This is a genomic window from Serratia sp. TSA_105.2 (assembly GCF_052692115.1).
This window is the reverse complement of record NZ_JBQZFT010000001.1, coordinates 1,161,721-1,187,198: the sequence shown is the minus strand read 5'-3', so window position 1 is coordinate 1,187,198 and position 25,478 is coordinate 1,161,721. Positions and strand designations below refer to the sequence as shown.

Here is a 25,478-nt window from a genome sequence, read left to right as displayed (position 1 = left end):
GAGGAAAATGATGAGCTTCGAAGGTAAAATCGTTCTGGTCAGCGGCGCGAGCCGCGGTATTGGCCGAGCTATTGCAGAAACGTTTGTGGCACGCGGCGCCAAAGTGATCGGCACCGCAACCAGCGAGAGCGGCGCTGAAGCGATCAGCAGCTACCTGGGCGCAAACGGTAAAGGGTTTATGTTGAACGTTGTTGATGCGCAATCTATCGACAGCGTGCTGGCATCGATTCGCGCCGAATTTGGCGAAATCGACATTTTAGTGAATAATGCCGGCATCACGCGTGATAACCTGCTGATGCGTATGAAGGATGACGAGTGGGAGGATATCCTCGACACCAACCTGACTTCCGTATTCCGCCTGTCAAAAGCGGTAATGCGCGCTATGATGAAAAAGCGGTTTGGCCGTATCATCACCATCGGTTCCGTTGTCGGCACCATGGGGAACGCAGGGCAGGCGAACTACGCGGCGGCTAAAGCCGGTTTGATTGGTTTTAGCAAATCTTTGGCACGTGAAGTTGCTTCGCGTGGCATTACGGTCAACGTCGTGGCACCTGGCTTTATTGAGACGGACATGACACGGGCGTTGACAGATGATCAACGCGCAGGCATTTTGTCATCAGTTCCAGCCAACCGGCTGGGCGATGCTAAAGAAATCGCCAGCGCTGTTGCATTTTTGGCCTCTGATGAGGCCGGCTATATCACCGGTGAAACGTTACATGTCAATGGCGGCATGTACATGATTTAAAAAATGTGAAAACCATTTGCGTTATTTGAGGCAAAAACCGCAAAATAGCGTAAAATCGTGGTTTGACCAGCCGGGATTTAGTTGCATCTTTTTCAGCATTTTATACACTACGAAAACCATCGCGAAAGCGAGTTTTGATAGGAAATTTAAGAGTATGAGCACTATCGAAGAACGCGTTAAGAAAATCATTGTTGAGCAACTGGGTGTTAAACAGGAAGAAGTTTTGAACAACGCTTCTTTCGTTGAAGATCTGGGCGCTGATTCTCTTGACACCGTTGAGCTGGTAATGGCACTGGAAGAAGAATTCGACACCGAGATTCCAGACGAAGAAGCTGAGAAGATCACTACTGTTCAGGCAGCTATTGATTTCATCAACGCTAGCCAGCAGTAAGAGAACATATCTAGGCGGTCGTTCGACCGCCTAAGTTTTTTCTATCCCTAGTGTCATATTTTTCCCTCCCTGGAGGACAAACGTGTCTAAGCGTCGAGTAGTTGTGACCGGACTGGGCATGTTGTCTCCTGTCGGCAATACGGTAGAGTCCACGTGGAACGCTCTTCTTGCCGGTCAGAGTGGCATCAGCCTGATCGACCATTTCGATACCACTGCCTATGCGACCAAGTTTGCTGGCCTGGTAAAGAATTTTAATTCTGAGGATTTCATCTCTCGCAAAGATGCGCGCAAGATGGACGCCTTTATCCAGTACGGTATCGCTGCCGGCATGCAAGCCATGCAGGATGCAGGTCTGGACATCACCGAGGCTAACGCCACCCGCATTGGAGCCGCGATCGGTTCCGGCATCGGCGGCCTGGGTTTGATCGAAGAAAACCACAGTTCACTGGTTAACGGTGGCCCACGGAAAATCAGTCCGTTCTTCGTGCCATCCACCATCGTGAATATGATTGCAGGCCACCTGACAATCATGTACGGCATGCGTGGCCCAAGCATTTCCATCGCCACCGCCTGTACTTCAGGTGTGCACAACATCGGCCATGCGGCGCGTATCATTGCTTACAATGATGCTGACGTGATGCTGGCCGGTGGGGCAGAGAAAGCCAGCACCCCATTGGGCGTCGGCGGCTTTGGCGCAGCGCGCGCCCTGTCCACCCGTAATGACAACCCGCAGGCGGCGAGCCGTCCGTGGGATAAAGATCGCGACGGCTTCGTGCTGGGCGACGGCGCCGGCATGATGGTGCTGGAAGAGTACGAGCACGCGAAAAAACGCGGCGCGAAAATCTACGCCGAAGTGGTGGGCTTTGGGATGAGCAGCGATGCTTATCACATGACGTCGCCGCCGGAAAACGGCGCAGGCGCTGCGCTGGCGATGGAAAATGCCCTGCTTGACGCCGGTGTGACCCCGTCACAAATCGGCTACATCAATGCGCACGGCACCTCTACGCCGGCGGGTGACCAGGCGGAAGCGCAGGCGGTGAAATCCGTCTTCGGCGCCGATGCCCACCGCGTGCTGGTGAGTTCGACCAAATCGATGACTGGCCACCTGTTGGGTGCGGCAGGCGCGATCGAGTCTATCTTCACCGTGCTGGCGCTGCGCGATCAGGCGGTACCGCCAACCATCAACCTGGATAACCCGGATGAAGGTTGCGATCTGGACTTCGTGCCTCACGAAGCGCGCCAGGTCAGCGATATGGAGTTCACCCTGTGTAACTCCTTCGGCTTCGGCGGCACCAACGGCTCGCTGATCTTCCGCCGAGTGTAACTCGCGCTGCGGATAGCTGACGAAAAGCCCGGTTTTTTAACCGGGCTTTTTTACGCCCGCCGTTTGGCCGCCGGCGGGGCTGCGTATCGTCTCGCCGCCTGCTATCCTGCGAGCGTAATGAAATAGCCCGGCAACAGGAGGAAGCATGTACTGGATTAACGGACAACGCCACGATGCGCTGGCGCCGAGCGATCGTGGCCTGCAGTTCGGCGATGGCTGCTTTACTACCGCCCGGGTTATCGACGGTAAAATCGAGCTGCTGCCCTGGCATCTGGAGCGGCTGCAGCAAGCGGCGCAGCGGCTGATGCTGCCTGCCACCGATTGGCTGGCTTTCGAGCGGGAGATGGCGCTGGCGGCCGAATCAATTCCGCTCGGCGTGGTCAAAGCGATACTGACGCGCGGCAGCGGCGGGCGAGGTTACAGCCCGACGGGGTGCGAAAACCCGACGCGTATCGTCGCCCGCAGCAGCTACCCTGCGCACTATTTGCAGTGGCGCGAGCAAGGCATCACGCTTGCGCTCAGCCCGGTGGCGCTGGCGCGCAATCCGCTGCTGGCGGGGTTGAAGCATTTGAACCGCCTGGAGCAGGTGCTGATCCGCGCGCATCTTGACCAGACGGCCGCCGACGAGGCGCTGGTGCTTGACACTGCCGGTATGCTGGTGGAATGCTGTGCGGCTAATTTGTTCTGGCGTAAGGGAAAAGCGGTATTTACCCCGGATCTGAGCCAGGCCGGCGTCGCGGGCCTGATGCGGCGGCGGGTGATCGAGCTGCTGGCGGGCTCGGAATACCGTCTGCAGTGCGTCAGTGAACCGCTGGAGACGCTGGCCGATGCCGACGAAGTGCTGGTGAGCAATGCGCTGATGCCGCTGCTGCCGGTAAACGCTGTGCAATCATGGCGTTATGCTTCGCGCCAGCTGTATGATTTTTTGCGTCCACACTGTTAACCATGGCTGATGATGAAGAAAAGAAAGCTGAAGGTCCTGTCTGTTATTGTTGTTCTGGTATTGGCGCTGCTGTTTTGGGGCTACCAGAAGATCGAACGCTTTGCCGATACGCCACTGGCTATCCAACAAGAAACCATCTTCAAACTGCCGGCCGGCACCGGCCGAGTGGCGCTGGAAGGGCTATTGGTGCGCGATAAACTGGTGCACAACGGGCGCTGGTTCCAGTGGCTGCTGAAGCTGGAGCCGGAGCTGGCGGAGTTTAAAGCCGGTACTTACCGGTTCACGCCGGGCATGACGGTGCGCCAGATGCTGAAACTGTTGGCCAGCGGCAAAGAGGCGCAGTTCACCGCACGCTTTATCGAGGGCTCACGCCTGCGTGACTGGCAGCAGGTGCTGCAGCAGTCCAAATACCTGAAACACACCCTGGCGGGCAAGAGCGAAGCGGAGATTGCCGCAGCGCTCGGCATTCCTGCGGGAGAAACGCCGGAAGGGCATTTGTACCCGGATACCTATCAGTATACCGCCGGCATGAGCGACATCGCGCTGCTCAAACGCGCACACGTGCGCATGAACAAAGCGCTGCAGGCCGCCTGGGCCGGCCGCGATACCAGTCTGCCGTATAAAACGCCGGAAGATCTGCTGACCATGGCCTCGATCGTCGAGAAAGAGACCGCGGTGCCGGAAGAGCGCAGCAAGGTCGCGTCGGTGTTCGTCAACCGCTTGCGCATCGGCATGCGCCTGCAGACCGATCCGACGGTGATCTACGGCATGGGCGAAAGCTATAATGGCAACATCACGCGCAAGGATCTGGAGACGCCGACGCCGTACAACACCTATGTGATCGCCGGCCTGCCGCCAACGCCGATCGCCATGCCGGGGGAGGCCTCGCTGCAGGCGGCCGCCAATCCGGCCAAAACGCCTTATCTCTATTTTGTCGCCGACGGCAAGGGTGGGCATACCTTCACCACCAATCTGGCGAGCCATAACCAGGCGGTGCGCGTGTACCGTCAGGCGTTAAAGGAAAAGAATGAAAAGTAAATTCGTTGTTATCGAAGGGCTGGAAGGCGCGGGTAAAACCACCGCGCGCGATACGGTGGTCAATGTGCTGCGCGAACACGGCGTCAGCGACATCGTCTTCACCCGCGAGCCGGGCGGCACGCCGCTGGCGGAGAAGCTGCGCGATCTGTTCAAGCGCGGCATCGACGGCGAATTGCCGACCATCAAGGCCGAAGTATTGATGCTGTACGCCGCGCGCGTACAGCTGGTGGAAACCGTGATCAAACCGGCCCTGGCGCGCGGCGCCTGGGTGGTGGGCGATCGCCACGATCTCTCTTCACAGGCTTACCAGGGCGGCGGCCGCGGCGTGGATCCGCAGCTGATGAGCTCGCTGCGCGACACCGTGCTGGGGGATTTTCGCCCGGATTTGACGGTGTATCTCGATCTGCCGCCGCTGGTCGGCCTGCAACGCGCACAGGCGCGCGGTCAGCTGGATCGCATCGAACAGGAGGCGCTGCCGTTCTTCGAACGCACCCGCGCTCGCTATCTCGAGCTGGCGGCGCAGGATGAAACCATCGTCACCGTCGACGCCGCCCAGCCGCTGGAGCAGGTCACCGCGGCGATCCGCGACTGCGTCGGCCACTGGCTGCGGCAGCAGGAAGGCGCATAATGAACTGGTACCCGTGGCTGAACGTCCCTTATCGCCAGTTGGTTGGGCAGTACGCCGACGGCCGCGGCCATCATGCGCTGCTGCTGCACGCGGCGGCAGGCAACGGTGACGACGCGCTGGCCTACGGCCTGAGCCGTTGGTTGATCTGCCAGCAGCGCAACGGTGAAAAAAGCTGCGGCGAGTGCCACAGCTGCCGGCTGATGCTGGCGGGCAACCACCCGGATTATCACGTGCTGGCGCCGGAAAAGGGCAAGAGCAGCCTGGGCATTGAGCCGATCCGTCAGGTGATTGAAACGCTTTACGCCCACGCGCAGCAGGGCGGCGCCAAAGTGATTTGGCTGCCGCAGGCGGAACAGCTGACCGAGGCGGCGGCCAACGCGCTGCTTAAAACGCTGGAAGAGCCGCCGGAGAAAACCTATTTTCTGCTGGGTTGCCGTGAGCCGTCACGGCTGATGGCAACGCTGCGCAGCCGCTGCCTGTACTGGCATTTGGCCAGCCCGGATGAGCAGCTCAGCCTGCAGTGGCTGGGCAGGCAGGCGGCCGGATCTCAGACGGACCGCCTCACGGCGCTGCGCCTGCACGACGGCGCGCCGCTGGCCGCCGAACAGCTGTTGCAGCCGCAGCAGTGGCAACAGCGCAGCGCCCTGTGCGCCGCGTTGATCGCCGCGCTGCCGCAGCGCGATATGCTGTCGCTGTTGCCGGTGTTGAACCATGAAGACGTCGCCGAGCGCCTGCACTGGCTGTGCGCGCTGCTGGTGGACGCGATGAAGTGGCAGCAGGGCGCGCATCACTATGTATTGAATCAGGATCAGCAGCCGCTGGTGCATCAGCTGGCCAGCCTGCTGAGCAGCGTCTCACTGCAGCAGATCGTGCAGCAGTGGCTGAACTGCCGCCATCAGCTGCTCAGCGTGGTGGGCGTCAATCGCGAGCTGCTGCTGACCGAACAGTTACTTCGCTGGGAACAGATGCTTGGCGCCGCCGGCTATTCCCAACCTCATTCGCTGTAAAGTAAAAGAGTTAAAAATTATGTTGTTAGTCGATTCTCATTGCCACCTTGACAGTCTGGATTATCAAACGCTGCACCAAAATGTGGACGATGCGCTGGCCAAGGCCAAAGCGTGCGACGTCGGCTATGTGTTGGCGGTCGCTACCACGCTGCCGGGCTACCGTTCCATGACCGAGCTGATCGGCGAGCGCAACGACGTAGCCTTTTCGTGCGGGGTGCATCCGCTCAATCTGGAAGGGGGCTATGATTACGCCGAGCTGCGCCGCCTGGCGGCGGCGGAGCAGGTAGTGGCGCTGGGGGAGACCGGGCTCGATTACTTCTACCAGAAAGACAATCTTGAGCTGCAGCAGGACTCTTTCCGCGAACATATCCGCATTGGCCGGGATCTGAACAAGCCGGTGATTGTCCATACCCGCGATGCGCGTGCGGACACGCTGGCGATCCTGCGTGAAGAGGACGCACAGGACTGCGGCGGCGTACTCCACTGCTTTACTGAAGATCTGGCCACGGCCGAAGCCCTGCTGGATCTGGGCTTCTACATCTCCTTCTCGGGCATTGTGACCTTCCGCAACGCCGAACAGCTGCGTGAGGTGGCCCGCTATGTGCCGCTGGATCGCATCCTGGTGGAAACCGATTCGCCTTATCTGGCGCCGGTGCCGCATCGCGGCAAAGAAAACCAACCCGCCTATGTGCGCGATGTGGCTGAATACATGGCGGTATTGAAGGGCGTCAGCCTGGAACAACTGGCCGAAGCCACCACCGCCAACTTTTCACGCTTATTTCACCTCGATCTGTGATCTTTGACCTAGGCTATAGCTGTAGGTCATTGTCTGCGTAATTTTTTTTAAGCTCGTAATTAATCACTGAAACGGGTAAGGTTCCCTCCCGTTTCAGGGTGATTGGTGCGTGTTTTTTGGCCGGCTTTGCCAAAAAACAGCCGGTTTATGCAAAGTTACCGCGGCTCGATCATCGAAACGTGATTGTCATCAAACATTGCGCAGGCTATTTATTTTACTCTGCGTAATAAATTCAAGGGGTGCTCAGACACCCTGAATTGCAGGGGTTTTTCTCCCCCCCTTGCAGCGCGAATCATCGCGACAAGAAGTAGCAAAGCATTATTACTCAGGAGCACACTCAACTATGTTCAAGAACGCATTTGCAAACCTGCAAAAAGTAGGTAAATCGCTCATGCTGCCGGTGTCCGTGTTGCCTATCGCAGGTATCCTGCTAGGCGTCGGCTCCGCCAACTTTAGCTGGCTACCTGCGGTAGTCTCCCACGTGATGGCGGAAGCGGGCGGCTCGGTCTTCGCCAACATGCCGCTGATTTTTGCCATTGGCGTCGCCCTGGGCTTCACCAACAACGACGGCGTTTCCGCGCTGGCGGCGGTGGTGGCCTACGGCATCATGGTGAAAACCATGGCGGTGGTTGCGCCGTTGGTGCTGCACCTGCCGGCTGAAGAGATTGCGGCCAAACACCTGGCGGATACCGGTGTGCTCGGGGGGATTATCTCCGGTGCCATCGCGGCCTATATGTTCAACCGCTTCTTCCGTATTCAACTGCCGGAATACCTGGGCTTCTTTGCCGGTAAGCGTTTCGTGCCGATCATTTCCGGTCTGGCGGCGATCGTTCTGGGCGTAGTGCTGTCCTTCATCTGGCCGCCGATCGGTACGGCTATCCAGACCTTCTCGCAGTGGGCGGCTTATCAGAACCCGGTCGTGGCCTTCGGCATTTACGGCGTGGTTGAGCGTGCTCTGGTGCCGTTCGGTCTGCACCACATCTGGAACGTACCGTTCCAAATGCAAATTGGTGAATTCACCAACGCGGCGGGCCAGGTGTTCCACGGCGACATCCCTCGCTACATGGCGGGTGACCCAACCGCGGGCAAACTGTCCGGCGGCTTCCTGTTCAAAATGTACGGTCTGCCTGCTGCGGCCATCGCCATCTGGCACTCGGCCAAGCCGGAAAACCGTGCGAAAGTTGGCGGCATCATGATCTCCGCCGCGCTGACCTCGTTCCTGACCGGTATCACCGAGCCGATCGAGTTCTCCTTCATGTTCGTCGCGCCGATCCTGTATGTGATCCACGCTATCCTGGCCGGCCTGGCGTTCCCAATCTGCATCCTGTTGGGCATGCGTGACGGCACCAGCTTCTCGCACGGCCTGATCGACTTTATCGTACTGAGCGGCAACAGCAGCAAAATCTGGCTGTTCCCGATCGTCGGCATCGTCTACGGTCTGGTGTACTACACCATCTTCCGCGTGCTGATTGCCAAGCTGGATCTGAAAACCCCGGGCCGTGAAGACACCGCTGCCGAGCAGACTGCGCAGGGCGGTTCCGAAATGTCCGCGGCGCTGGTTCAGGCCTTCGGCGGTAAAGAAAACATCACTAACCTGGATGCTTGCATCACCCGTCTGCGCGTCAGCGTGGCCGACGTGTCCAAAGTTGACCAGGCGGGCCTGAAGAAACTGGGCGCAGCCGGCGTAGTCGTCGCGGGCTCCGGCGTGCAGGCCATCTTCGGCACCAAGTCCGACAACCTGAAAACCGATATGGACGAATACATCCGTAATCACTGATTCAGGCAGGGGAGTTACCAAGGGAGGCGAAAGCCTCCCTTTTTTATTGCCTGTCGTCAGGCGCCAAGCCGCTGTTCGAGTTCGGTGAGAGAAGAGAGGAACCAGACCTGTTCGCCGCGATTGGCTTCGCGCACAAAATCTTGCAGCGCGTTGCTTTGCGTCAGCCAGAGGGTGATATCGCCCAGCAGCGTCACGCGCAGGCGGTAGTTGATGAATTTCTGCAATATGGCGCCGGCCATGCCGCTTCTTAGCTGGAAGAAGGCGGCGTCGAGGCGGTTGATGGGAAGGGCAATCATCCCGGCATCGTGTTCAAAGGCGGGCGCGATAAACAGGCTGACGTCGTTCTCGTCTTTCAACATTGGCCCGGCTTCGGCGAAAACCGCCAGGCGCAGATCATGGATTTGCCGCACGGCGTAGCTCATCGGCGCTCCGGGAGTCAGGGTTTGGCGTGCTTTTGCAGGTAATGCTCGAACACCGCCAGCGTTTCGTCCGAGATATGGTGTTCAATCCCTTCGCTGTCCAGCTCGGCGGTTTCGCTCGGCACCCCGACGCACATCAGCAGATCGACCACGATGCGATGACGGCGGCGCACCTTCTGCGCCAGCAGCTCGCCTTCTTCCGTTAGAAACACCCCACGATAAGGGCGCGACTCCACCAGCCCGGCGCTTTTCAGCCGCGCGATATTTTTGATCGCCGTCGGATGAGACACGCCGAAGCGGCGCGCGATATCGGTGGTTCTGGCTTCGCGGGTGCTTTGCAGCAAATCGGCGATCAGCTCAACGTAATCTTCGATCAGCGCATTGGACTGCGCTTCGCGGGCGCGGCTAAAACGCAGGGCGTGCTCGGCCTCGTCCGGCATGTCGGTCTGGGCGTGGCGGTCGGCGTTATCTGGCGCGCGGGTAACCATAGCGTGGGGCGTCCTGTAAGCATAAAAATGGCATCTCCCGGCAATGCGGGGAGGGTTGCCCTAAGTTAGTCCAAATAGCACACATTATCAATTCGATGCCACGCATTGTGGTAGTTAGAAATATCTCTACACAAAGCCAATGAATTTCGCCTGTTGCATAAAGTGTAGCCGATGCTACATTGTCAGCATGATAGGTGGAAAAATAACCAGTAAAAGATTGAGGGTACTTCATGCGTGATGCGGCAACCACTCCATCGTTAACCGAACGGACCAACATCGCGATTGGCGCCGCCCTTGCCGGACGCAAGCGCGGCGCCTTTACGCCGCTGCTGTTCGCCGGCCCGGCGGTGATTGCCTCTATTGCCTATATGGATCCCGGCAACTTCGCCACCAACATCCAGGCTGGGGCGAAATACGGTTACAGCCTGCTGTGGGTGGTGGTGATGGCCAACCTGATCGCCATGCTGTTCCAGGCGCTGTCGGCCAAGCTGGGTATCGTCACCAACCGCAATCTGGCGGAGATGTGCCGCGATCAGTTTTCACGGCCGGTAGTGATCGGCATGTGGCTGCTTAGCGAAGTGGCGGCGATGGCCACCGATCTGGCGGAGTTTCTCGGCGGCGCGATCGCGCTGGCGCTGCTGTTCCATATGCCGCTGCTGGCGGGGATGGGCGTGACGGCGGTGATCACCTATGCGTTGTTGATGGTGGAAAAGAAAGGTTTTCGCCCGGTTGAGCTGATGATCGGCGGCCTGGTGGGCATCATTGCGCTGTGTTACCTGGTGGAGATGTTCATCGTACCGGTGGATTGGCAGGCGGCCGGGATCGGCATGGTGACGCCGCAACTGCCGGACGCGCAGGCGCTGACCATCGCCGTCGGCATTATCGGCGCCACCGTGATGCCACATGCCATTTTCCTGCATTCGGGGCTGACCCAGCACCGCAGCACGGCCAGTGATAACGGCGAGCGGCGCAAGCTGCTGCGTTTCTCCAATATCGAAGTGGTGATCGCCCTGGCGCTGGCGGGGCTGGTGAATATCGCGATGGTCATCATGGCCTCGAGCGCTTTCCACGCCGGTAACAGCGACGTGGCCGAAATTGGCACCGCCTACCATACGCTGACGCCGCTGTTCGGTGCGGCGGCCGCCGGTATCTTCCTCGCTTCGCTGATCGCCTCCGGCATTTCCAGCTCGGTGGTGGGCACCATGGCCGGGCAAATGATCATGCAGGGCTTCGTTGGCTTCCGCATTCCGGTGTGGGTGCGCCGCCTGGTCACCATGGTGCCGGCGTTTATCGTGGTGGCGATGGGCGTCAACGCCACCGACGCGCTGGTCTACAGCCAGGTGGTGCTGAGCCTGGCGCTGCCGGCGCCGATGATCGCGCTGGTGATGTTCACCCGTCGCCGCGACATCATGGGCGAGTTCGCCAACGGCCGCTGGACCAGCCTGGCGGCGGTCGTCGGCACGGTAGTGATCGTGTTGCTCAACGTGGTGCTGCTATTGCAGACCTTCGGCGTCGAGATCCCTGGGCTGGGGTGAGCCGCGCGATCAGGGCCTGGCGAATTTGTTGGCGAACAGCTCGCTGATGAAGTCGACGAAGACCCGAATTTTGTGGCTGCGATCCCGCAGGCGCGGATAGAGAATATTGATCGGCGCTCCCGTGGGCGCCCATTCCTGCAGTATCGGCTCCAATTCCCCTGTCTTCAGATAATTTTCCAGCGTGCAATCCAGCAAGTAAACCAGGCCGAAGTGATTCCTGGCAACCTCGCACAGCGATGGGGAATGGTTGAAGCTTAGCAGCGGGCTGGGCGCCAGGGAGTAGCGTTCGTCACCGCGAATGAACTGCCAGTCGTCCGCCGCCGCTGCGCCTGAACGGATAAATCCCAGCCGCTGATGCTGTTGCAGCTGTTTCGGGTGTTCCGGCCGGCCATGGCGCGCAAAATAATCGGGAGACGCACAGCACAAATAGCGTGGTTGCAGCAATTGGCGGTTGACCATCTCGGGGATGTCGCCGGCGCCGATGCGAATAAATACGTCGGCGCGATCTTCCGCCGGATTGACCAGGCGATCGCTAACCGACACGCTGAGCTGCAATTCCGGGTATTGCGCCAAAAAAGCCGGCAGCGCCGGGGCGATATGCATGCTGCTCAGCATTGAGGCTATCTCAACCCGCAGCGGTCCGCGCGGTTGTTCAAAGTCACCCGACATGTCGTTTTTCAGCTGGTCAAACTGCCGCAGTATCTCTTGCGCGGTGCGATAGCAACGCTCCCCGGCGCTGGTCAGCGAGAAGCGCCGGGTTGAACGCTTGAAGAGGGATTGCCCGAACTGTTTTTCAAGCTGATTGATGCTGTATGTGACGCTGGCTGGGGAGAGCCCCATTTTGGTTGCCGCCTGACTGAACCCCTCCATTTCCACCACCTGGCAGAACACGCGCAACGCATGCAGTTCATTCATGTTAACGGCTTCCATTATTTAAATTATTAAAAGAGTATTTTTAAATATGCCGGCTGTCAATTTAACGCGGTATTGGATAATTTATTTTCAGCGTTTTTATTTATCTGAAATCGCATCCTGTATTGCCATAATGAAATAACGCCGAAGAGGATATTTACATGAAAAAGTTAACTGCCGTATTGTTATTGGCGGGCGCGGGCTTGTGCGGCCAAACTTATGCCGCAAGCAGCGAGGCCGTGCCGCAAAGTTACAGGGTTTCCGCAGAGGCGGGCGTCGCGGCCGAGCAGAAAGCGGTGTATGAGCTGATAAACCGCTACCAGACAGCGCTTAATGCCGGCGATACGCCAACGATCTTGTCACTTTTTGCGCCAGAAAGTTACTCGCAATGGAACGAGAAACCGACGGCGGATAGCAATGAAAAGCGCCGCCAACAATATGACAACTTATTTAAAAACGAGAAATTTGAAACAGAGTTTGCTTATGACAGCGTCAACGTGAACGGGAATATGGCCTATGTGCGCACGCACCATCATCGCGGCGCAACGGTTACCCGAATAAGCGACGGTGCTACCCTGATCGATTTAAACCGTGAAGTATTTGTATTGGAGAAACAGCAGGGGCAATGGAAGATCGTGGTCTATACCTTTAATACCAACCCGATTCAAGGGGTGAGTTGAGAGGGACAGATAAAGGCCGCGCGAGCGGCCTTCTTATGGTGTCGCGTGCGGTTACAGGTTCCCCACGCCGCCATCCATCTGCAGCTCCGCGCCGACCATAAACGCCGACTCATCCGCCGCCAGAAACACCGCCGCTTTGGCCAGCTCCAGCGTGCTGCCCATGCGGCCGATCGGCACCAGCGCGCGGATATCGTCGCGCAATGCCTGCTCATCCGCTTCCGCCAACCCCAGCTTACCCAACGCCGGGGTTTCGGTCGGGCCGGGGCTGAGGCCGTTGACGCGAATGCCGCGCGCGTGCAGCTCACCGGACAGCGTTCTGGCCAGCGACAGCAAGCCGGCTTTGCTGGCAGCATAGGCGCTGCTCTGCGGCAGGCCGATATGGGCGCTGACCGAACCGCACAGGATCACCGAAGACGGGTTGGCCAGCAGCGGCAGCAACGCCTGGATCAGAAAAAACGGCCCCTTCAGGTTGATGTCCATCAGCCGCTGATAGCTCTGCTCATCCCACTCCTGCAGCGGGCGATGCGTAACGTCGCCGGCGTTGATGTACAGCACGTCCAGCCGCGGCCACCGTTGCCCCAGCCGCTGCGCCAGTTCGCGCTGCTGCGGGATATCGCCGGCGTCGCTCAGCAGCAACAGCGCCTTGCCCGCCAATGCCTGGCCCGCCGCGTCCAGGGCGCTTTGGCTGCGCCCGGTGATCGCTACCGTCGCGCCCTCGGCGATGAACTGGCGGGCGGTTTCCAGCCCGATGCCGCTGGTGCCGCCGGTAATCAATGCGTATTTGCCTTGCAGTCGTGACATAACCGATTCCTCTTTAGCGTCAGTTGCGGCATTATTTGCGCTATAGTTCCTTTTGCATAGTAGGCACCTTTTGGATACTAAAGGGCGAGGTGGGATGAAATGACGGCGCAAGCGCCATTAGCGGCGGAAAATAATTTGGCGGCGTTGCCGACGGCGGGCGAACCTTGCCCGATGGTGGACTTCGTCAATCTGGTGTCGGGCAAGTGGGCGATACCGATCCTGTACCGGCTGATAATGATCGATGGCCCGGTACGATTCAGCGAGCTGCAGCGGGCGGTGGCGCCCATTGCGCAAAAAGAGCTGACGCGCCAGCTGCGGCTGTTCGAGCAGCGCGGCCTGGTGACGCGGCAGGTATTTCCCGAAGTGCCGCCGCGGGTGGAGTATCAGGTCACCGCGCTGGGTAAATCGCTGCGGCCGACGCTCGACTCGCTGGCTGAGTGGATGCGTCGGCACGCGCCGCAGCTGATCGGCGGCTAGTCGCCGATGCCCGGCGGATTGATGGCGGAGCGCTCGACCTTTTCGTCGCCTTCGCCCCAGCGCTCCAGCACCTGCGCGTATTCGCCGCTGACGATGACGCCGTTGATGGCGGCGTTGACGGCGTTCACCAACCCGTTGCCTTTTTTGGTGGTGACCGCGACGTAGGCCACGCTGGGGCCGATACCGACCATTTTGGTTTTGCCGGTCAGCGCTGCCTTGTAGGCGCCGGTGGAGTGGGGGCCGAAGAACGCGTCGGCGCGCCCGGACTGAATGCTCAGGTTGGTGGCGGCGTCGTCGGTCACATAGATCGGCTGCACCGGCGGCAACCCGGCGGCGCGGTTTTGCTTATCCCACCCCAGCAGTATGTTTTCCTGATTGGTGCCGGATCCGACGATGATCCGCAGCCCGGCGACGTCCTGTGGCCGGTTGATCGAGATGATGTGGCTAGTGGATTTGACGTAAAAGCCCAGCGTGTCCACCCGATAGGTCGCGAAGTCGAATTTGGTCTTGCGCTGTTTGGTGACGGCGATGTTGAAGATCGCCGCATCGTATTTGCCGGCGCTGATGCCCAGCGGCCAATCTTCCCAGGAGGTGGGCACCAGATTCAGCTCAAGCCCGAGGCTGTCGGCCACCAGGCGGGCGATGTCCGGATCGCTGCCGATCAGCGTTTTATTGTCCTCGGCGAACAGCGCCAGCGGTGGGGAGTTCTCGAACGCCACCGCCACCGTCAGTTTGCCGGGCACCGCAAAGTGAAAATTCTCCGGAATCAGTGCGATAGCGGCCGGGTTTTTCTCCGCGCGTATCGGCTCTCGGTTAGCCTGCAGATCGATACCGCCCGCCGTGGCCGCCTGCACGACGGCGCTCAGCAACAGCGCGCACAGCGCCGAAATTCTCAGTGGCATAGCACCCTCTATCCTTTGTTAATCATGGGGTTACTATTGGCGGTGGCGCGGGGCAAGTAAAGCAACAATAGTGAATAACCAAAGTGAAAAGATGCACAAACGGGGCGCCGGCCTGCGCGAATCTGCAGCACTCGACGCGGAAAGTGCGCAATCAGGTTGAAAGCAGTAGAATTTGTCACTCATACTGCGTACAGCTAATTGTGTAAAACAAGGAACGCCAGATGGCCGAAGAAACGATTTTCAGTAAAATTATCCGCCGCGAAATCCCTGCTGATGTGGTTTATCAGGATGAACTGGTCACCGCTTTCCGTGACATCTCCCCTCAGGCACCCACCCATGTGCTGATCGTTCCCAACGTGCTGATCCCAACCGTCAACGACGTGACCGTGGAGCACGAAGCCGCGCTGGGCCGCATGATCACCGCCGCGGCGAAGATCGCCGAACAGGAAGGCATCGCCGAAGACGGCTATCGCCTGATCGTCAACTGCAACCGCCACGCCGGTCAGGAGGTCTATCATATTCATATGCACCTGGTCGGTGGCCGCTCGCTGGGGCCGCTGTTGTCACGTTAAGCGAGGAAATCATGCGCGGTAAAAAAACTCTGCGTGGTCTGATGGCGTTGGCGCTGCCCGCCGCGTTGCTGATGGGATGCAGTTCACCGCCCGGCATCGCGGTCAACCAAGGGCAGACGGTGGTGATGGATCCTTCGGTGCTGACCGCCGGCATTTTGGCCGATACGCCCTCGATTTCGAACGCCTCCGGGCGGGTGATGGCGACCTCGGTGCTCAATAACAGCCAGCCGACGCCGGTCACCGTACATTATCGTTTCTATTGGTACGACGCGCAGGGGCTGGATATTCGTCCCTTCGAGAAACCGCGCGAGATCGTCGTGGCGCCCGACTCGGACGCCAAAATCTACTCGATTAACGGCAACCTGGACGCCAAAAGCGCGCGTCTGTATCTGTACCTGTAAGCGCTTGCCAGGTTTGGAGAAAAAGCATGAAAAAGTACGTCTTAGTGGCGCTGGCCGCATTAACCCTGAGCGGCTGTCTGTCGCGTCCGCCTGAGCCGGATCAGCCGCTGCCGCCGGTCACCGTCGAGCCGGATCAACCGACGCCGCCGGTCGAGCAGCCACAGCCGCCAACCACCGAGCCGGTGCCGCAGCCGCCGAAAATCCAGCAGCTTGACTGGCTGGGCAGCGTTCAGCCGCTGGTGGGGCAGATGTTGAAGGCCGATGGCGTCACGGCCGGCAGCGTGCTGCTGCTGGACAGCGTCAAGAACAACACCAATGGTTCGCTGCAGATGGGCAAAGCCACCGCGGCGCTGTATAAGGCGCTGGCGTCGAATTCCACCTTCAGCGTGGTGCCGGAAGCGAAGCTGACCAGCGCCCGACAAACGCTGGGCCTGTCGGCGGATGACAGCTTCGGTTCGCGCAGCAAGGCGATTGGCCTGGCGCGCATCGTCGGCGCGCAGTACGTGCTGTACAGCGACGTCAGCGGCGACGTGAAGTCGCCGGCGTTGGATATGCAGCTGATGCTGGTGCAAACCGGTGAGATCGTCTGGTCGGGCAATGGCGCCGTTAAACGCTGAGGCCGCGCTGCGACGATTGATGGAAACCAGACTGCCGGCGGTGAATACCGCCGGTTGTCATTTCAGCCCGGTGCAGGGGCTGACCGGCGAGAGCTGGCGCATCGACGGCGCGGGCATCACGCTGTTGGCGCGGCAGCACAGTGCGGAAAAACGCGCGCTGGGCGTGAGCCGACGGCGGGAAGCGCAGGTCGTGCGCCGCTGCGCGCCGGGGCTGGGGCCACGGGTTTTCGCACAGAATAATCAGTGGCTTATCCTCGAATGGCTAGAAGGTGACGTCGTCACAGATGCCGAGTTTGCGGCGCTGAATCAGCGTGGCGAGCTGGCGGCGATGGCGGCGGAACTGCACCGGCGGCCGCTCAGCGGTTACCGACTGGATCTGCGACGGCAGTTCCGCCGCTACTGGCAGCAGCTGGATAGGCGGCGTTTAACTCCTGACTGGCTGCGCCTGCAGCGTCATTTTTTACGCAGTGCCTTGCCACGGCCGCTGCGCCTGGCGCCGCTTCACATGGACATCCATCCGGGCAATCTGCTCGCCACCGGCGTAGGGCTGCGGCTGATCGACTGGGAATATGCCGCCGACGGCGACGTGGCGCTGGATATCGCCGCGCTGTTTCGCAGCAACGGTTGGTCGGCCGCTCAGCAGCAGCGCTTTTTGCAGCACTACGCGCGCCAGGGCTATCACGACGTCGCCCGGCTGCAGGCACAGGTGAGGCGCTGGCTGCCTTGGGTGGATTATCTGATGCTGCTGTGGTTCGAAGTGCGCTGGCAGCAGAGCGGCGACGCCGAATTTTTGCGCTGGGGCGCGGCGGTGCGCCGGCGACTTTGTTTATCATCATCCGAATTCTGAACGAACAATAATGAAGTGAGGTGCCCGTGGGCCCAGTAATGCTAGATGTCGCCGGCTACGAGCTGGATGCAGAAGAACGCGAAATTTTGAAACACCCGCTGGTTGGCGGATTGATCCTGTTTACCCGCAACTTCCACGATGCGGAGCAGCTGCGTGAGCTGGTGCGCCAGATTCGCGCCGAATCGCACGATCGGCTGGTGGTGGCGGTAGACCAGGAAGGCGGGCGCGTGCAGCGCTTCCGCGAGGGCTTCACCCGCCTGCCGGCGGCGCAGTCGTTCGCCGCGTTGCACGATGCGCAGGAAGGCGGTCGGCTGGCGCAGGAGGCCGGCTGGCTGATGGCGGCGGAGATGATCGCGCAGGATATCGACATCAGCTTTGCGCCGGTGCTGGACATCGGCCACGGCAGCGCGGCGATCGGCGAACGTTCGTTCCACAGCGATCCGCAGCAGGCGCTGGCGATGGCGGAACGCTTTATCCTCGGCATGCACAGCGCCGGCATGAAAACCACCGGCAAACACTTCCCGGGGCACGGCGCTGTCAGCGCCGATTCGCACAAGGAAACCCCGCGCGATCCGCGGCCGCTGGCGCAGATCCGTGAGCACGACATGGCGATCTTCCGCGAGCTGATCAACCGCCAGCTGTTGGACGGCGTCATGCCGGCCCACGTCATCTATACTGAAGCGGACCCGCGTCCGGCCAGCGGCTCGCCTTACTGGCTGCAGCAGATCCTGCGTCAGGAGCTGGGCTTCGACGGTGTGATTTTCTCCGACGATCTGTCGATGGAAGGCGCCGCCATTATGGGCAGCTACGCCGAGCGCGGCCAGGCGGCGCTGGATGCCGGTTGCGACATGATCCTGGTGTGCAACCACCGCGAAGGTGCGGTCAGCGTGTTGGATAACCTGTCCCCGGTCAAAGCAGAGAAGGTGAAGCGGTTATATCATCGTGGTCAGTTCACCCGTCAGGAACTGCGCGACTCCGAGCGCTGGCAGCAGGCGCACAAGGCGCTCAGCGCGCTGAGCGAACGCTGGGAGGAGCACAAGCAGCGTTCGCAAGGGTGAATCCAGGCGCCGCATCGCGGCGCAGAGCGGAAATGATGAGGGCCGCGCCCGCGGCCCTTGGCTTGTTGCGAGGATCCACATGATTATCTATTTGCACGGCTTCGATTCCACCAGTCCCGGCAATCATGAAAAGGTGTTACAGCTGCAGTTTATCGATCCGGACGTGCGCTTCATCAGCTACAGCACGCTGCATCCGCGTCACGACATGCAGCATCTGTTGAAAGAGGTGGACAAGGCGGTGCAGCAGGGCGGCGACGCGCACCCGTTGATCTGCGGGGTCGGTCTCGGCGGCTTCTGGGCGGAGCGCATCGGCTTCCTGTGCGGCATTCGCCAGGCGATGTTCAACCCCAATCTGTACCCGGAAGAGCACATGCACGGCAAGATAGACCGGCCGGAAGAGTATCGCGATATTGCCACCAAGTGCGTGGAGGATTTCCGCGAGAAAAATCGCGACCGCTGTCTGGTGGTGCTGTCGCGGCACGACGAGGTGCTGGATAACCGGCGCAGCGCCGAATTGCTGCATCACTACTACGAAATCGTGTGGGATGAACAGCAGACGCACAAGTTCAAAAACATCTCACCCCATCTGCAGCGGATCAAGGCGTTCAAGGCGCTGGGTTAACAGTTTCATAACGCCGCCGCGAGCCGCGCTCCCCGTTTTGTACCGACGGAAAGTGCGGCTTTTTTGTACGCCAAGGTAGAGTTTTTCGTGGCAATCGGCAAAATTTAAAACTGTGACTCAGCGCTAACTATTTGAATCACAATCCCCAAAAAATCCCCGCGTCCAGCCTTTAACCAAAAAAATTTGATGTACGTCAATTTTGGTATGACCAAATAACCTCGCATGTTATTCTGGCCTTAGAGAGCCGATTTATTTTAAGCGAACCCTATGTATTCTAAGGATATTATTTATTTACCCTGGAATAACAAATGGTTCACATTTAGGGGGTTATTTTGACAACGCCAAAGAAGAAAATCGTTATTGTTGGCGGCGGCGCCGGTGGCTTGGAGCTGGCGACCAGCCTGGGCCATAAACTTGGCCGCAAGAACAAAGCGGAGATCACGCTGGTGGATCGCAACCACAGCCATTTGTGGAAACCGCTGTTGCACGAAGTGGCGACCGGTTCCCTCGATGACGGCGTGGATGCGCTCAGCTACCTGGCGCACGCGCGCAACCACCATTTCAGCTTCCAACTGGGGTCGTTGACCAACATCAACCGCGAGACGCAAACGCTGCAGCTGGCGCAGATCTGCGACGAGCAGGGCGGCGAGCTGGTGCCGGCCCGCGAACTGCCGTACGACATCCTGGTGATGGCGCTGGGCAGCACCTCGAACGATTTCGGTACGCCGGGCGTGAAAGAGCACTGCATCTTCCTGGATAACCCGCATCAGGCGCGCCGCTTCCACAACGAAATGCTCAACCTGTTCCTGAAGTTCTCGGCGCAGCCGGGGCAAAAAGAGCGGGTCAACATCGCCATCGTCGGCGGCGGCGCCACCGGCGTTGAGCTGTCCGCCGAACTGCACAACGCGGTGAAGCAGCTGCACAGCTACGGTTTCGAAGGCCTGGACAACAGCGCGCTCAACGTGACGCTGGTAGAAGCCGGCGAGCGCATTCTGCCGGCGCTGCCGCCGCGCATTTCCGCTGCGGCGCACCAGGAGCTGATCAAACTGGGCGTGCGCGTGCTGACCAACACCATGGTGACCAGCGCGGATGCCAAAGGCCTGAACACCAAGGGCGACGAGTTCATCGACGCCGATCTGATGGTGTGGGCGGCCGGCATCAAGGCGCCGGACTTCATGAAGGATATCGGCGGCCTGGAAACCAACCGCATCAACCAGCTGGTGGTGGAGCCGACGCTGCAGACCACGCGCGATCCGAACATCTTCGCCATCGGCGACTGCGCCTCCTGCCCGAAAGAGGGCGGCGGTTTCGTGCCGCCGCGCGCCCAGTCAGCGCACCAGATGGCCTCGCGCTGCGCCACCAATATTCTGGCGCTGATGAACGGCCAGACGCTGAAGCCATACGTGTATAAAGACCACGGCTCGCTGGTGTCGCTGTCGCGCTTCAGTACCGTCGGCAGCCTGATGGGCAACCTGATGCGCGGCTCGATGATGGTGGAAGGGCGCATCGCGCGCTTCGTTTACATCTCGCTGTACCGCATGCACCAGGTGGCGCTGCACGGCTACATCAAAACCGGCCTGATGATGCTGGTAGGCGGCATCAACCGGGTGATCCGCCCGCGTCTGAAAATGCACTGATCCTGCCTTCCTCGACCAACCCGCGCCGGTTCGCCCGCGCGGGTTTTTTTATGGCGGCGCGAGGCGATCGGCGGCGGTTGCTTGATTCTTCAGCATAAGCTGTCGTCGGCGTGGGTAAAATTCTTAAGATTCCTCCTAAACAACGGGAAAACGGCCGTTTTCCCGCATTTTTGATCCCCTTGTCTTATTGCGGGTCCTCAGATCATTGTGCAGACTTTACCTCGTTTACAGACGGCGCGTCGCGCACGCCGTAAACCGGGATACCGCAAGCCGCCCATGCGCAAAATAATAAGCGCGGTGCCAGCCGGTCACAGACCCGGAAAAAATGCGTGGTAACACTTTCAGGAGGTTTCCTGTGAACAAGTCAATGTTAGCCGGTGTTGGGATTGGTATCGCTGCCGCTCTGGGGATTGCCGCGGTAGCCAGCCTGGACGTCTTTTCTTCCGGTCCGCAGTACGCGCAGGTGCTCGCCGCAACGCCGATTAAAGAAACCATCAAAACGCCGCGTCAGGAATGCCGTAACGTCACCGTTACGCACCGTGCGCCGGTGCAGGATGAAAACCGCATCGCCGGTTCTGTGCTGGGCGCAGTGGCGGGCGGCGTGATCGGCCACCAGTTCGGCGGCGGTCGCGGGCGCGACGTGGCGACCGTGGTCGGCGCGCTGGGCGGCGGCTATGCCGGCAACCAGGTGCAAGGGGCGATGCAGAACAACGACGTCAGCACCAGCGTTCAGCAGCGTTGCAAAACGGTCTACGACAAGTCCCAGAAAATGCTGGGTTATGACGTGACCTACAAGATCGGCAATCAGCAGGGCAAGATCCGCATGGATCACGATCCGGGCACGCAAATCCCGTTGGATAAAAACGGGCAGCTGGTGCTGAACAGAGCCTGATCGCCACATTCGAATTAAGCCCGCGGGCAGTGTTAGTTCTGATCGTTTAACCCGGTTAAGCGAGCGGCGTTAACATTGACGCGGGTTTCTGTTTTCTGCCCGCCAAGAATTTGCGATCGTTCTAATGTCTGCGTGCGATATCACTGGGCAAAACTTCAAAAAAGCCCCCGCGTTTGTTATATTATTGTGCAATTAAGCGGTGTGTTCGGCGCCAATCGCCACACCGGCCAAACCCGAGTATTTCGTCTCGCAGAGATAACGACATGTTAGATTTTCGCTTTCCGACAGCGTTGCAAATGGTCCTTAGCGTCGCCGTAGCTGAGAAGCAGGGCATGCGTTCGACAAGCGCCACCCTCGCCGCCGCTCTGGAAGCCAACCCCAGCTTTATCCGCAAACTGATGGTCCCGCTGACCAAAGACGGCATCATCGTTTCCACTCTGGGTCGAAACGGCTCTATCCACCTCGGCCGCCCGGCGGAAGAGATCACCCTGCGGGACATCTATCTGGCGGTGATCGACGACAAGCGCATCTGGGCTTCCCGCCCTGAAGTGCCGGCCCGTTGCCTGGTGAGCGCCAACGCCTGCTGGTATTTCAAATCGGTGGTGAACGAAGCCGAGCAGGCTTCGCTTGCGGTGCTGGCGCGCCACACCGTGGCCGATTCGCTGGCCGAACTGGAGCGGGGCGACAAGCGCGCCTGCGCGGAGTACGCCGCCGCGCAAGAGGCTGAAACCGCCGACAAATAATCGCGGATCGCATGCATAAAAAAGGTCGGGCAATGCCCGACCTTTTTGCATTTTAACGCCGCGTTCAGACGGTCTGCGGCTGCGCTTTACGTGCCACCAGGCGCCGCAGGGTGACGTAGAACACCGGCGTCAGGAACAGCCCGAACAGGGTGACCCCCAACATGCCGGAGAACACCGTGATGCCGGTGACGCCACGCACCTCGGCGCCGGCGCCGTGGCCGAGGATCAGCGGGATGGTGCCGGCGATGAAGGCGATGGAGGTCATCACGATCGGTCGCAACCGCAGGCGACAGGCCTCCAGCGCCGCCTCGACGATGCCTTTGCCCTGCATTTCCAGCTCGCGGGCGAACTCGACGATCAGAATGGCGTTCTTGCAGGCCAGCCCCATCAGAACGACCAGCCCGACCTGCACGAACACGTTGTTGTCGCCGCCGGTCAGCCACACCCCGAACAGCGCCGACAGCATGGTCATCGGCACGATCAGGATCACCGCCAGCGGCAGCGTCCAGCTCTCATACAGCGCCGCCAGCGCGAGGAACGCCAGCAACACCGCCACCGGGAAAACCACCAGCGCGGCGTTGCCCTGGGTCGATTGCTGATAGCTCAGATCGGTCCACTGGATGTTCATGCCGTTCGGCAGCAGCTTGCCGGCCATTTGCGTCAGCGCGCCCATCGCCTGGGTAGAGGAGAGCACGCGCGGATCGGCGTCGCCGATCAGATCCGCCGCCGGGAAGCCGTTATAGCGGATCACCGGATCCGGGCCGTAGGTGGTGCCGATGCTGACCATGCTGCCGATCGGCACCATTTCGCCCTTGTCGTTACGGGTGCGCAGGTTGGCGATGTCCTCCACGCTGTCGCGGAACTGGCCGTCGGCCTGCGCCATCACCTTCCAGGTGCGGCCGTAGCGGTTGAAGTCGTTGATGTAAGACGAACCGAGGTAGGTCTGCAGCGTGCTGAACAGCGCATTAAGCGGTACCCCTTGCGCCTTGGCCTTGTCGCGATCGATTTTGGCGTCCAGCTGCGGCACGTTGGCCTGATACGAGGAGATCGGGAACCCCATCCCCGGCGTTTGCATAATGGCGCCGGACATGGTGTTGATCGCCGTTTGCAACGCGCCGTAGCCCAGCCCGGCACGATCCTGCACGTACAGCGAATAGCCGGAGCCCTGGCCGATGCCGAGGATCGGCGGCGGCATGATTGAGAAGGCGAAGCCTTCCTGAATCTGTGAAATGCGCGCGTTGATCTCGGCGTTGATCTGCGCCGCGGTGCGGGTACGGGTGCTCAACGACTCCAGCGCGAAGAACACCGTGCCGGTATTCGGCGTATTGGTGAACTGCAGCGCGTTCAGGCCGGGGAAGGCCACCGCATCGGTGACGCCGTCCACGCTCAGGCCGATGGCGCTCATCTTGCGGATCACCGTATCGGTGCGCTCCAGCGAGGCGCCTTCCGGCATCTTCACGCCGCCGATCAGGTACAGCTTGTCCTGCGTCGGGATAAAGCCGCCGGGCACGGTCTTGAACATCACCCCGGCGGCGGCTAGCAGCAGCAGATAGACGACGAACACCGCGCCGCGCCGGCCCAGCACGCGGGATACGCCGCGCTGATAGCGTTGCGAGCCGCTGGCGAAGAAGCGGTTGAACGGCCGGAACAACCAGCCGAACAGCCGGTCGATCAGGCGTGACGGCAGATCTTTCGGCGCGCCGTGCGGTTTAAGCAAGCGCGCCGCCAGCGCCGGCGACAGGGTCAGTGAGTTGATGGCGGAGATCACTGTCGAGATGGCGATGGTGACGGCGAACTGTTTGTAGAACTGGCCGGTAACGCCGGAGAGGAACGCCATCGGCACGAACACTGCACACAGCACCACGGCGATGGCGATGATCGGGCCGGAGACCTCGCGCATCGCCTGGTGCGCCGCCGCCAGCGGCGACAGCCCCTCTTCGATATTACGCTCGACGTTTTCCACCACCACGATGGCGTCATCCACCACGATGCCGATCGCCAGCACCAGCCCGAACAGGCTGAGGGTATTGAGCGAGAAGCCCAGCAGATACAGCGCGGCGAAGGTGCCGACCACGGAGATCGGGACCGCCAGCAGCGGGATGATCGAGGCGCGCCAGGTCTGCAGGAACAGAATGACCACCAGCACCACCAGGATCACCGCTTCCAGCAGGGTATCCACCACCGCGCGGATCGAATCACGCACGAACACCGTAGGATCGTAAGGCGATTTCCAGCTCATGCCGTCCGGGAAGCGGGTCGCCAGCTCGGCCATCTTGCCGCGCACCGCGTCCGACAGCTCGATGGCGTTGGCGCCCGGCGACTGGAAGATACCGATACCGACCGCATCCTTGTTATTGAGCTGGGCGCGCAGCGCGTAGCTGCCGGAGCCCATTTCGATGCGCGCCACGTCGCGCAGCCGCACGATCTCACCGTTGTCGCCACTCTTGAGGATGATGTTGCCGAACTCTTCTTCGGTTTGCAGGCGGCCCTGGGCGTTGATCGACAGCAGATAGTCGCTGCGCGTCGGCATCGGCTCCGCGCCGAGCTGGCCAGCGGAGACCTGCACGTTCTGCTCCTGCATGGCGCTCACTACGTCGGAGGCGGTCAGGCCACGCGCGGCGACCTTGTTAGGATCGAGCCAGATGCGCATCGCATACTCACCGGCGCCGAAGATCTGCACCTGGCCGACGCCCGGCAGGCGGGCCAGCTCATCCTTGACCTTCAGGGTGGCGTAGTTACGCAGGTACAGCGAATCGTACTTGCCGGAAGGCGAGACCAGATGCACCACCAGCGTCAGCGCCGGGGACTGCTTCTGGGTGGTGATGCCCTGGCGGCGCACGTCTTCCGGCAGGCGCGCTTCGGCCTGTGCCACGCGGTTTTGCACCTGCACCTGCGCCTGATCGGGATCGGTGCCCGGGCGGAAGGTGACGGTGGTCACCAGCACGCCGTCGGAACCGGCGACCGATTTCATGTACATCATGTTTTCAACGCCGTTGATCGCTTCTTCCAGCGGCGTGGCCACCGTTTCAGCGATCTCTTTCGGGTTGGCGCCCGGGTATTCGGCACGCACCTGCACGCTGGGCGGCACCACGTCCGGGTACTCGCTGATCGGCAGCAGCGGGATGGCTATCACCCCGGCGACAAAAATCAGTATCGACAGCACCGCGGCAAAGATCGGCCGGTCGATGAAAAAACGGGAAAAGTCCATGGGTCAGAAGTCTCTGCT

General features: G+C 60.3%; 27 protein-coding genes. 21 read left to right on the top strand and 6 right to left on the bottom strand.

Annotation, left to right across the window (positions count from 1 at the left end; translation table 11 throughout):
* Positions 1-10: 10 nt before the first annotated feature.
* The 9 genes from fabG (at position 11) to ptsG (ending at position 8,649) form a co-directional block, all read left to right on the top strand.
* Positions 11-745, top strand: coding sequence for a 3-oxoacyl-ACP reductase FabG (fabG, locus tag ACUTSC_RS05570; RefSeq protein ID WP_197768691.1), 735 nt, complete (start codon positions 11-13; stop codon positions 743-745).
* Between the two features lie 154 nt (positions 746-899).
* Entirely contained in the window at positions 900-1,136 is a 237-nt protein-coding gene (gene acpP / locus ACUTSC_RS05565; protein WP_004719003.1) for an acyl carrier protein, read from the top strand.
* Between the two features lie 82 nt (positions 1,137-1,218).
* Positions 1,219-2,460, top strand: a complete 1,242-nt coding sequence (fabF, locus tag ACUTSC_RS05560; RefSeq protein WP_049197999.1) for a beta-ketoacyl-ACP synthase II — start codon at positions 1,219-1,221, stop codon at positions 2,458-2,460.
* Between the two features lie 145 nt (positions 2,461-2,605).
* Complete coding sequence (gene pabC / locus ACUTSC_RS05555) at positions 2,606-3,403, top strand: aminodeoxychorismate lyase (protein ID WP_197768679.1); 798 nt, start codon at positions 2,606-2,608, stop codon at positions 3,401-3,403.
* A 12-nt stretch (positions 3,404-3,415) separates the two neighbouring features.
* Positions 3,416-4,441 carry an endolytic transglycosylase MltG gene (gene mltG, locus ACUTSC_RS05550; protein ID WP_049197996.1) on the top strand — a complete coding sequence of 342 codons (1,026 nt, stop codon included), beginning with the start codon at positions 3,416-3,418 and terminating at the stop codon, positions 4,439-4,441.
* Positions 4,431-5,069 (top strand): dTMP kinase, encoded by a 639-nt coding sequence (tmk, locus tag ACUTSC_RS05545; RefSeq protein WP_049213159.1) that lies wholly within the window; start codon positions 4,431-4,433, stop codon positions 5,067-5,069. Before mltG ends, tmk begins: the two co-directional genes overlap by 11 nt.
* On the top strand, positions 5,069-6,076 hold the full coding sequence (gene holB, locus ACUTSC_RS05540) for a DNA polymerase III subunit delta' (protein WP_443003151.1): 1,008 nt from the start codon (positions 5,069-5,071) through the stop codon (positions 6,074-6,076). Before tmk ends, holB begins: the two co-directional genes overlap by 1 nt.
* 19 nt (positions 6,077-6,095) lie before the next feature.
* Positions 6,096-6,872, top strand: a complete 777-nt coding sequence (locus ACUTSC_RS05535; RefSeq protein WP_443003149.1) for a metal-dependent hydrolase — start codon at positions 6,096-6,098, stop codon at positions 6,870-6,872.
* 343 nt (positions 6,873-7,215) lie between these two features.
* Positions 7,216-8,649, top strand: coding sequence for a PTS glucose transporter subunit IIBC (gene ptsG / locus ACUTSC_RS05530; RefSeq protein ID WP_016928184.1), 1,434 nt, complete (start codon positions 7,216-7,218; stop codon positions 8,647-8,649).
* A gap of 56 nt (positions 8,650-8,705) precedes the next feature.
* On the opposite strand, the gene ACUTSC_RS05525 is transcribed toward ptsG, so the two are convergent.
* Positions 8,706-9,071, bottom strand: coding sequence for a DUF4180 domain-containing protein (locus ACUTSC_RS05525; RefSeq protein ID WP_197768681.1), 366 nt, complete (start codon positions 9,069-9,071; stop codon positions 8,706-8,708).
* 14 nt (positions 9,072-9,085) lie between these two features.
* Complete coding sequence (gene mntR / locus ACUTSC_RS05520; RefSeq protein ID WP_033638048.1) at positions 9,086-9,556, bottom strand: manganese-binding transcriptional regulator MntR; 471 nt, start codon at positions 9,554-9,556, stop codon at positions 9,086-9,088.
* A 230-nt stretch (positions 9,557-9,786) separates the two neighbouring features.
* Between mntR and ACUTSC_RS05515 the strand changes: the two genes are divergently transcribed.
* Positions 9,787-11,091, top strand: coding sequence for an Nramp family divalent metal transporter (locus ACUTSC_RS05515; protein ID WP_445653165.1), 1,305 nt, complete (start codon positions 9,787-9,789; stop codon positions 11,089-11,091).
* A gap of 9 nt (positions 11,092-11,100) precedes the next feature.
* Here the strand turns inward: ACUTSC_RS05515 and ACUTSC_RS05510 are convergent, their stop codons facing one another.
* Positions 11,101-12,006 (bottom strand): LysR family transcriptional regulator, encoded by a 906-nt coding sequence (locus ACUTSC_RS05510; RefSeq protein WP_141969527.1) that lies wholly within the window; start codon positions 12,004-12,006, stop codon positions 11,101-11,103.
* Between the two features lie 158 nt (positions 12,007-12,164).
* Here ACUTSC_RS05510 and ACUTSC_RS05505 point away from each other — a divergent pair, with 158 nt between their 5' ends.
* On the top strand, positions 12,165-12,683 hold the full coding sequence (locus ACUTSC_RS05505; protein ID WP_197768682.1) for a YybH family protein: 519 nt from the start codon (positions 12,165-12,167) through the stop codon (positions 12,681-12,683).
* A gap of 51 nt (positions 12,684-12,734) precedes the next feature.
* On the opposite strand, the gene ACUTSC_RS05500 is transcribed toward ACUTSC_RS05505, so the two are convergent.
* Positions 12,735-13,484, bottom strand: coding sequence for an SDR family oxidoreductase (locus ACUTSC_RS05500; protein WP_197768683.1), 750 nt, complete (start codon positions 13,482-13,484; stop codon positions 12,735-12,737).
* 99 nt (positions 13,485-13,583) lie between these two features.
* Here ACUTSC_RS05500 and ACUTSC_RS05495 point away from each other — a divergent pair, with 99 nt between their 5' ends.
* Entirely contained in the window at positions 13,584-13,961 is a 378-nt protein-coding gene (locus tag ACUTSC_RS05495; RefSeq protein WP_074469396.1) for a winged helix-turn-helix transcriptional regulator, read from the top strand.
* On the opposite strand, the gene ACUTSC_RS05490 is transcribed toward ACUTSC_RS05495, so the two are convergent.
* Positions 13,958-14,863, bottom strand: a complete 906-nt coding sequence (locus tag ACUTSC_RS05490) for a transporter substrate-binding domain-containing protein (protein WP_197768684.1) — start codon at positions 14,861-14,863, stop codon at positions 13,958-13,960. The two genes, ACUTSC_RS05495 and ACUTSC_RS05490, sit on opposite strands and share 4 nt — an antisense overlap.
* Before the next feature lie 221 nt (positions 14,864-15,084).
* On the opposite strand from ACUTSC_RS05490, the gene hinT reads away from it, so the two are divergent.
* The 9 genes from hinT to ACUTSC_RS05445 all read left to right on the top strand — a co-directional run bounded on the left by hinT (position 15,085) and on the right by ACUTSC_RS05445 (position 22,252).
* Positions 15,085-15,435 carry a purine nucleoside phosphoramidase gene (gene hinT, locus ACUTSC_RS05485; protein ID WP_004928776.1) on the top strand — a complete coding sequence of 117 codons (351 nt, stop codon included), beginning with the start codon at positions 15,085-15,087 and terminating at the stop codon, positions 15,433-15,435.
* 11 nt (positions 15,436-15,446) lie between these two features.
* Entirely contained in the window at positions 15,447-15,836 is a 390-nt protein-coding gene (locus ACUTSC_RS05480; RefSeq protein ID WP_015377465.1) for a YcfL family protein, read from the top strand.
* Positions 15,837-15,862: 26 nt separating this feature from the next.
* Entirely contained in the window at positions 15,863-16,453 is a 591-nt protein-coding gene (gene lpoB, locus ACUTSC_RS05475) for a penicillin-binding protein activator LpoB (protein WP_107226962.1), read from the top strand.
* Positions 16,434-17,300, top strand: coding sequence for a thiamine kinase (gene thiK / locus ACUTSC_RS05470; protein WP_197768685.1), 867 nt, complete (start codon positions 16,434-16,436; stop codon positions 17,298-17,300). Before lpoB ends, thiK begins: the two co-directional genes overlap by 20 nt.
* Positions 17,301-17,338: 38 nt before the next feature.
* Positions 17,339-18,358 carry a beta-N-acetylhexosaminidase gene (gene nagZ, locus ACUTSC_RS05465; protein ID WP_197768686.1) on the top strand — a complete coding sequence of 340 codons (1,020 nt, stop codon included), beginning with the start codon at positions 17,339-17,341 and terminating at the stop codon, positions 18,356-18,358.
* 79 nt (positions 18,359-18,437) lie between these two features.
* Complete coding sequence (ycfP, locus tag ACUTSC_RS05460) at positions 18,438-18,980, top strand: alpha/beta hydrolase YcfP (RefSeq protein WP_033638056.1); 543 nt, start codon at positions 18,438-18,440, stop codon at positions 18,978-18,980.
* Positions 18,981-19,312: 332 nt separating this feature from the next.
* Positions 19,313-20,617 carry an NAD(P)/FAD-dependent oxidoreductase gene (locus ACUTSC_RS05455; protein WP_164097064.1) on the top strand — a complete coding sequence of 435 codons (1,305 nt, stop codon included), beginning with the start codon at positions 19,313-19,315 and terminating at the stop codon, positions 20,615-20,617.
* Between the two features lie 355 nt (positions 20,618-20,972).
* Entirely contained in the window at positions 20,973-21,509 is a 537-nt protein-coding gene (locus ACUTSC_RS05450; RefSeq protein ID WP_197768687.1) for a glycine zipper 2TM domain-containing protein, read from the top strand.
* 263 nt (positions 21,510-21,772) lie between these two features.
* Positions 21,773-22,252 (top strand): RrF2 family transcriptional regulator, encoded by a 480-nt coding sequence (locus ACUTSC_RS05445; protein ID WP_025302433.1) that lies wholly within the window; start codon positions 21,773-21,775, stop codon positions 22,250-22,252.
* Between the two features lie 64 nt (positions 22,253-22,316).
* On the opposite strand, the gene sdeB is transcribed toward ACUTSC_RS05445, so the two are convergent.
* Complete coding sequence (gene sdeB / locus ACUTSC_RS05440) at positions 22,317-25,460, bottom strand: multidrug efflux RND transporter permease subunit SdeB (protein WP_445653164.1); 3,144 nt, start codon at positions 25,458-25,460, stop codon at positions 22,317-22,319.
* Positions 25,461-25,478: the final 18 nt, after the last annotated feature.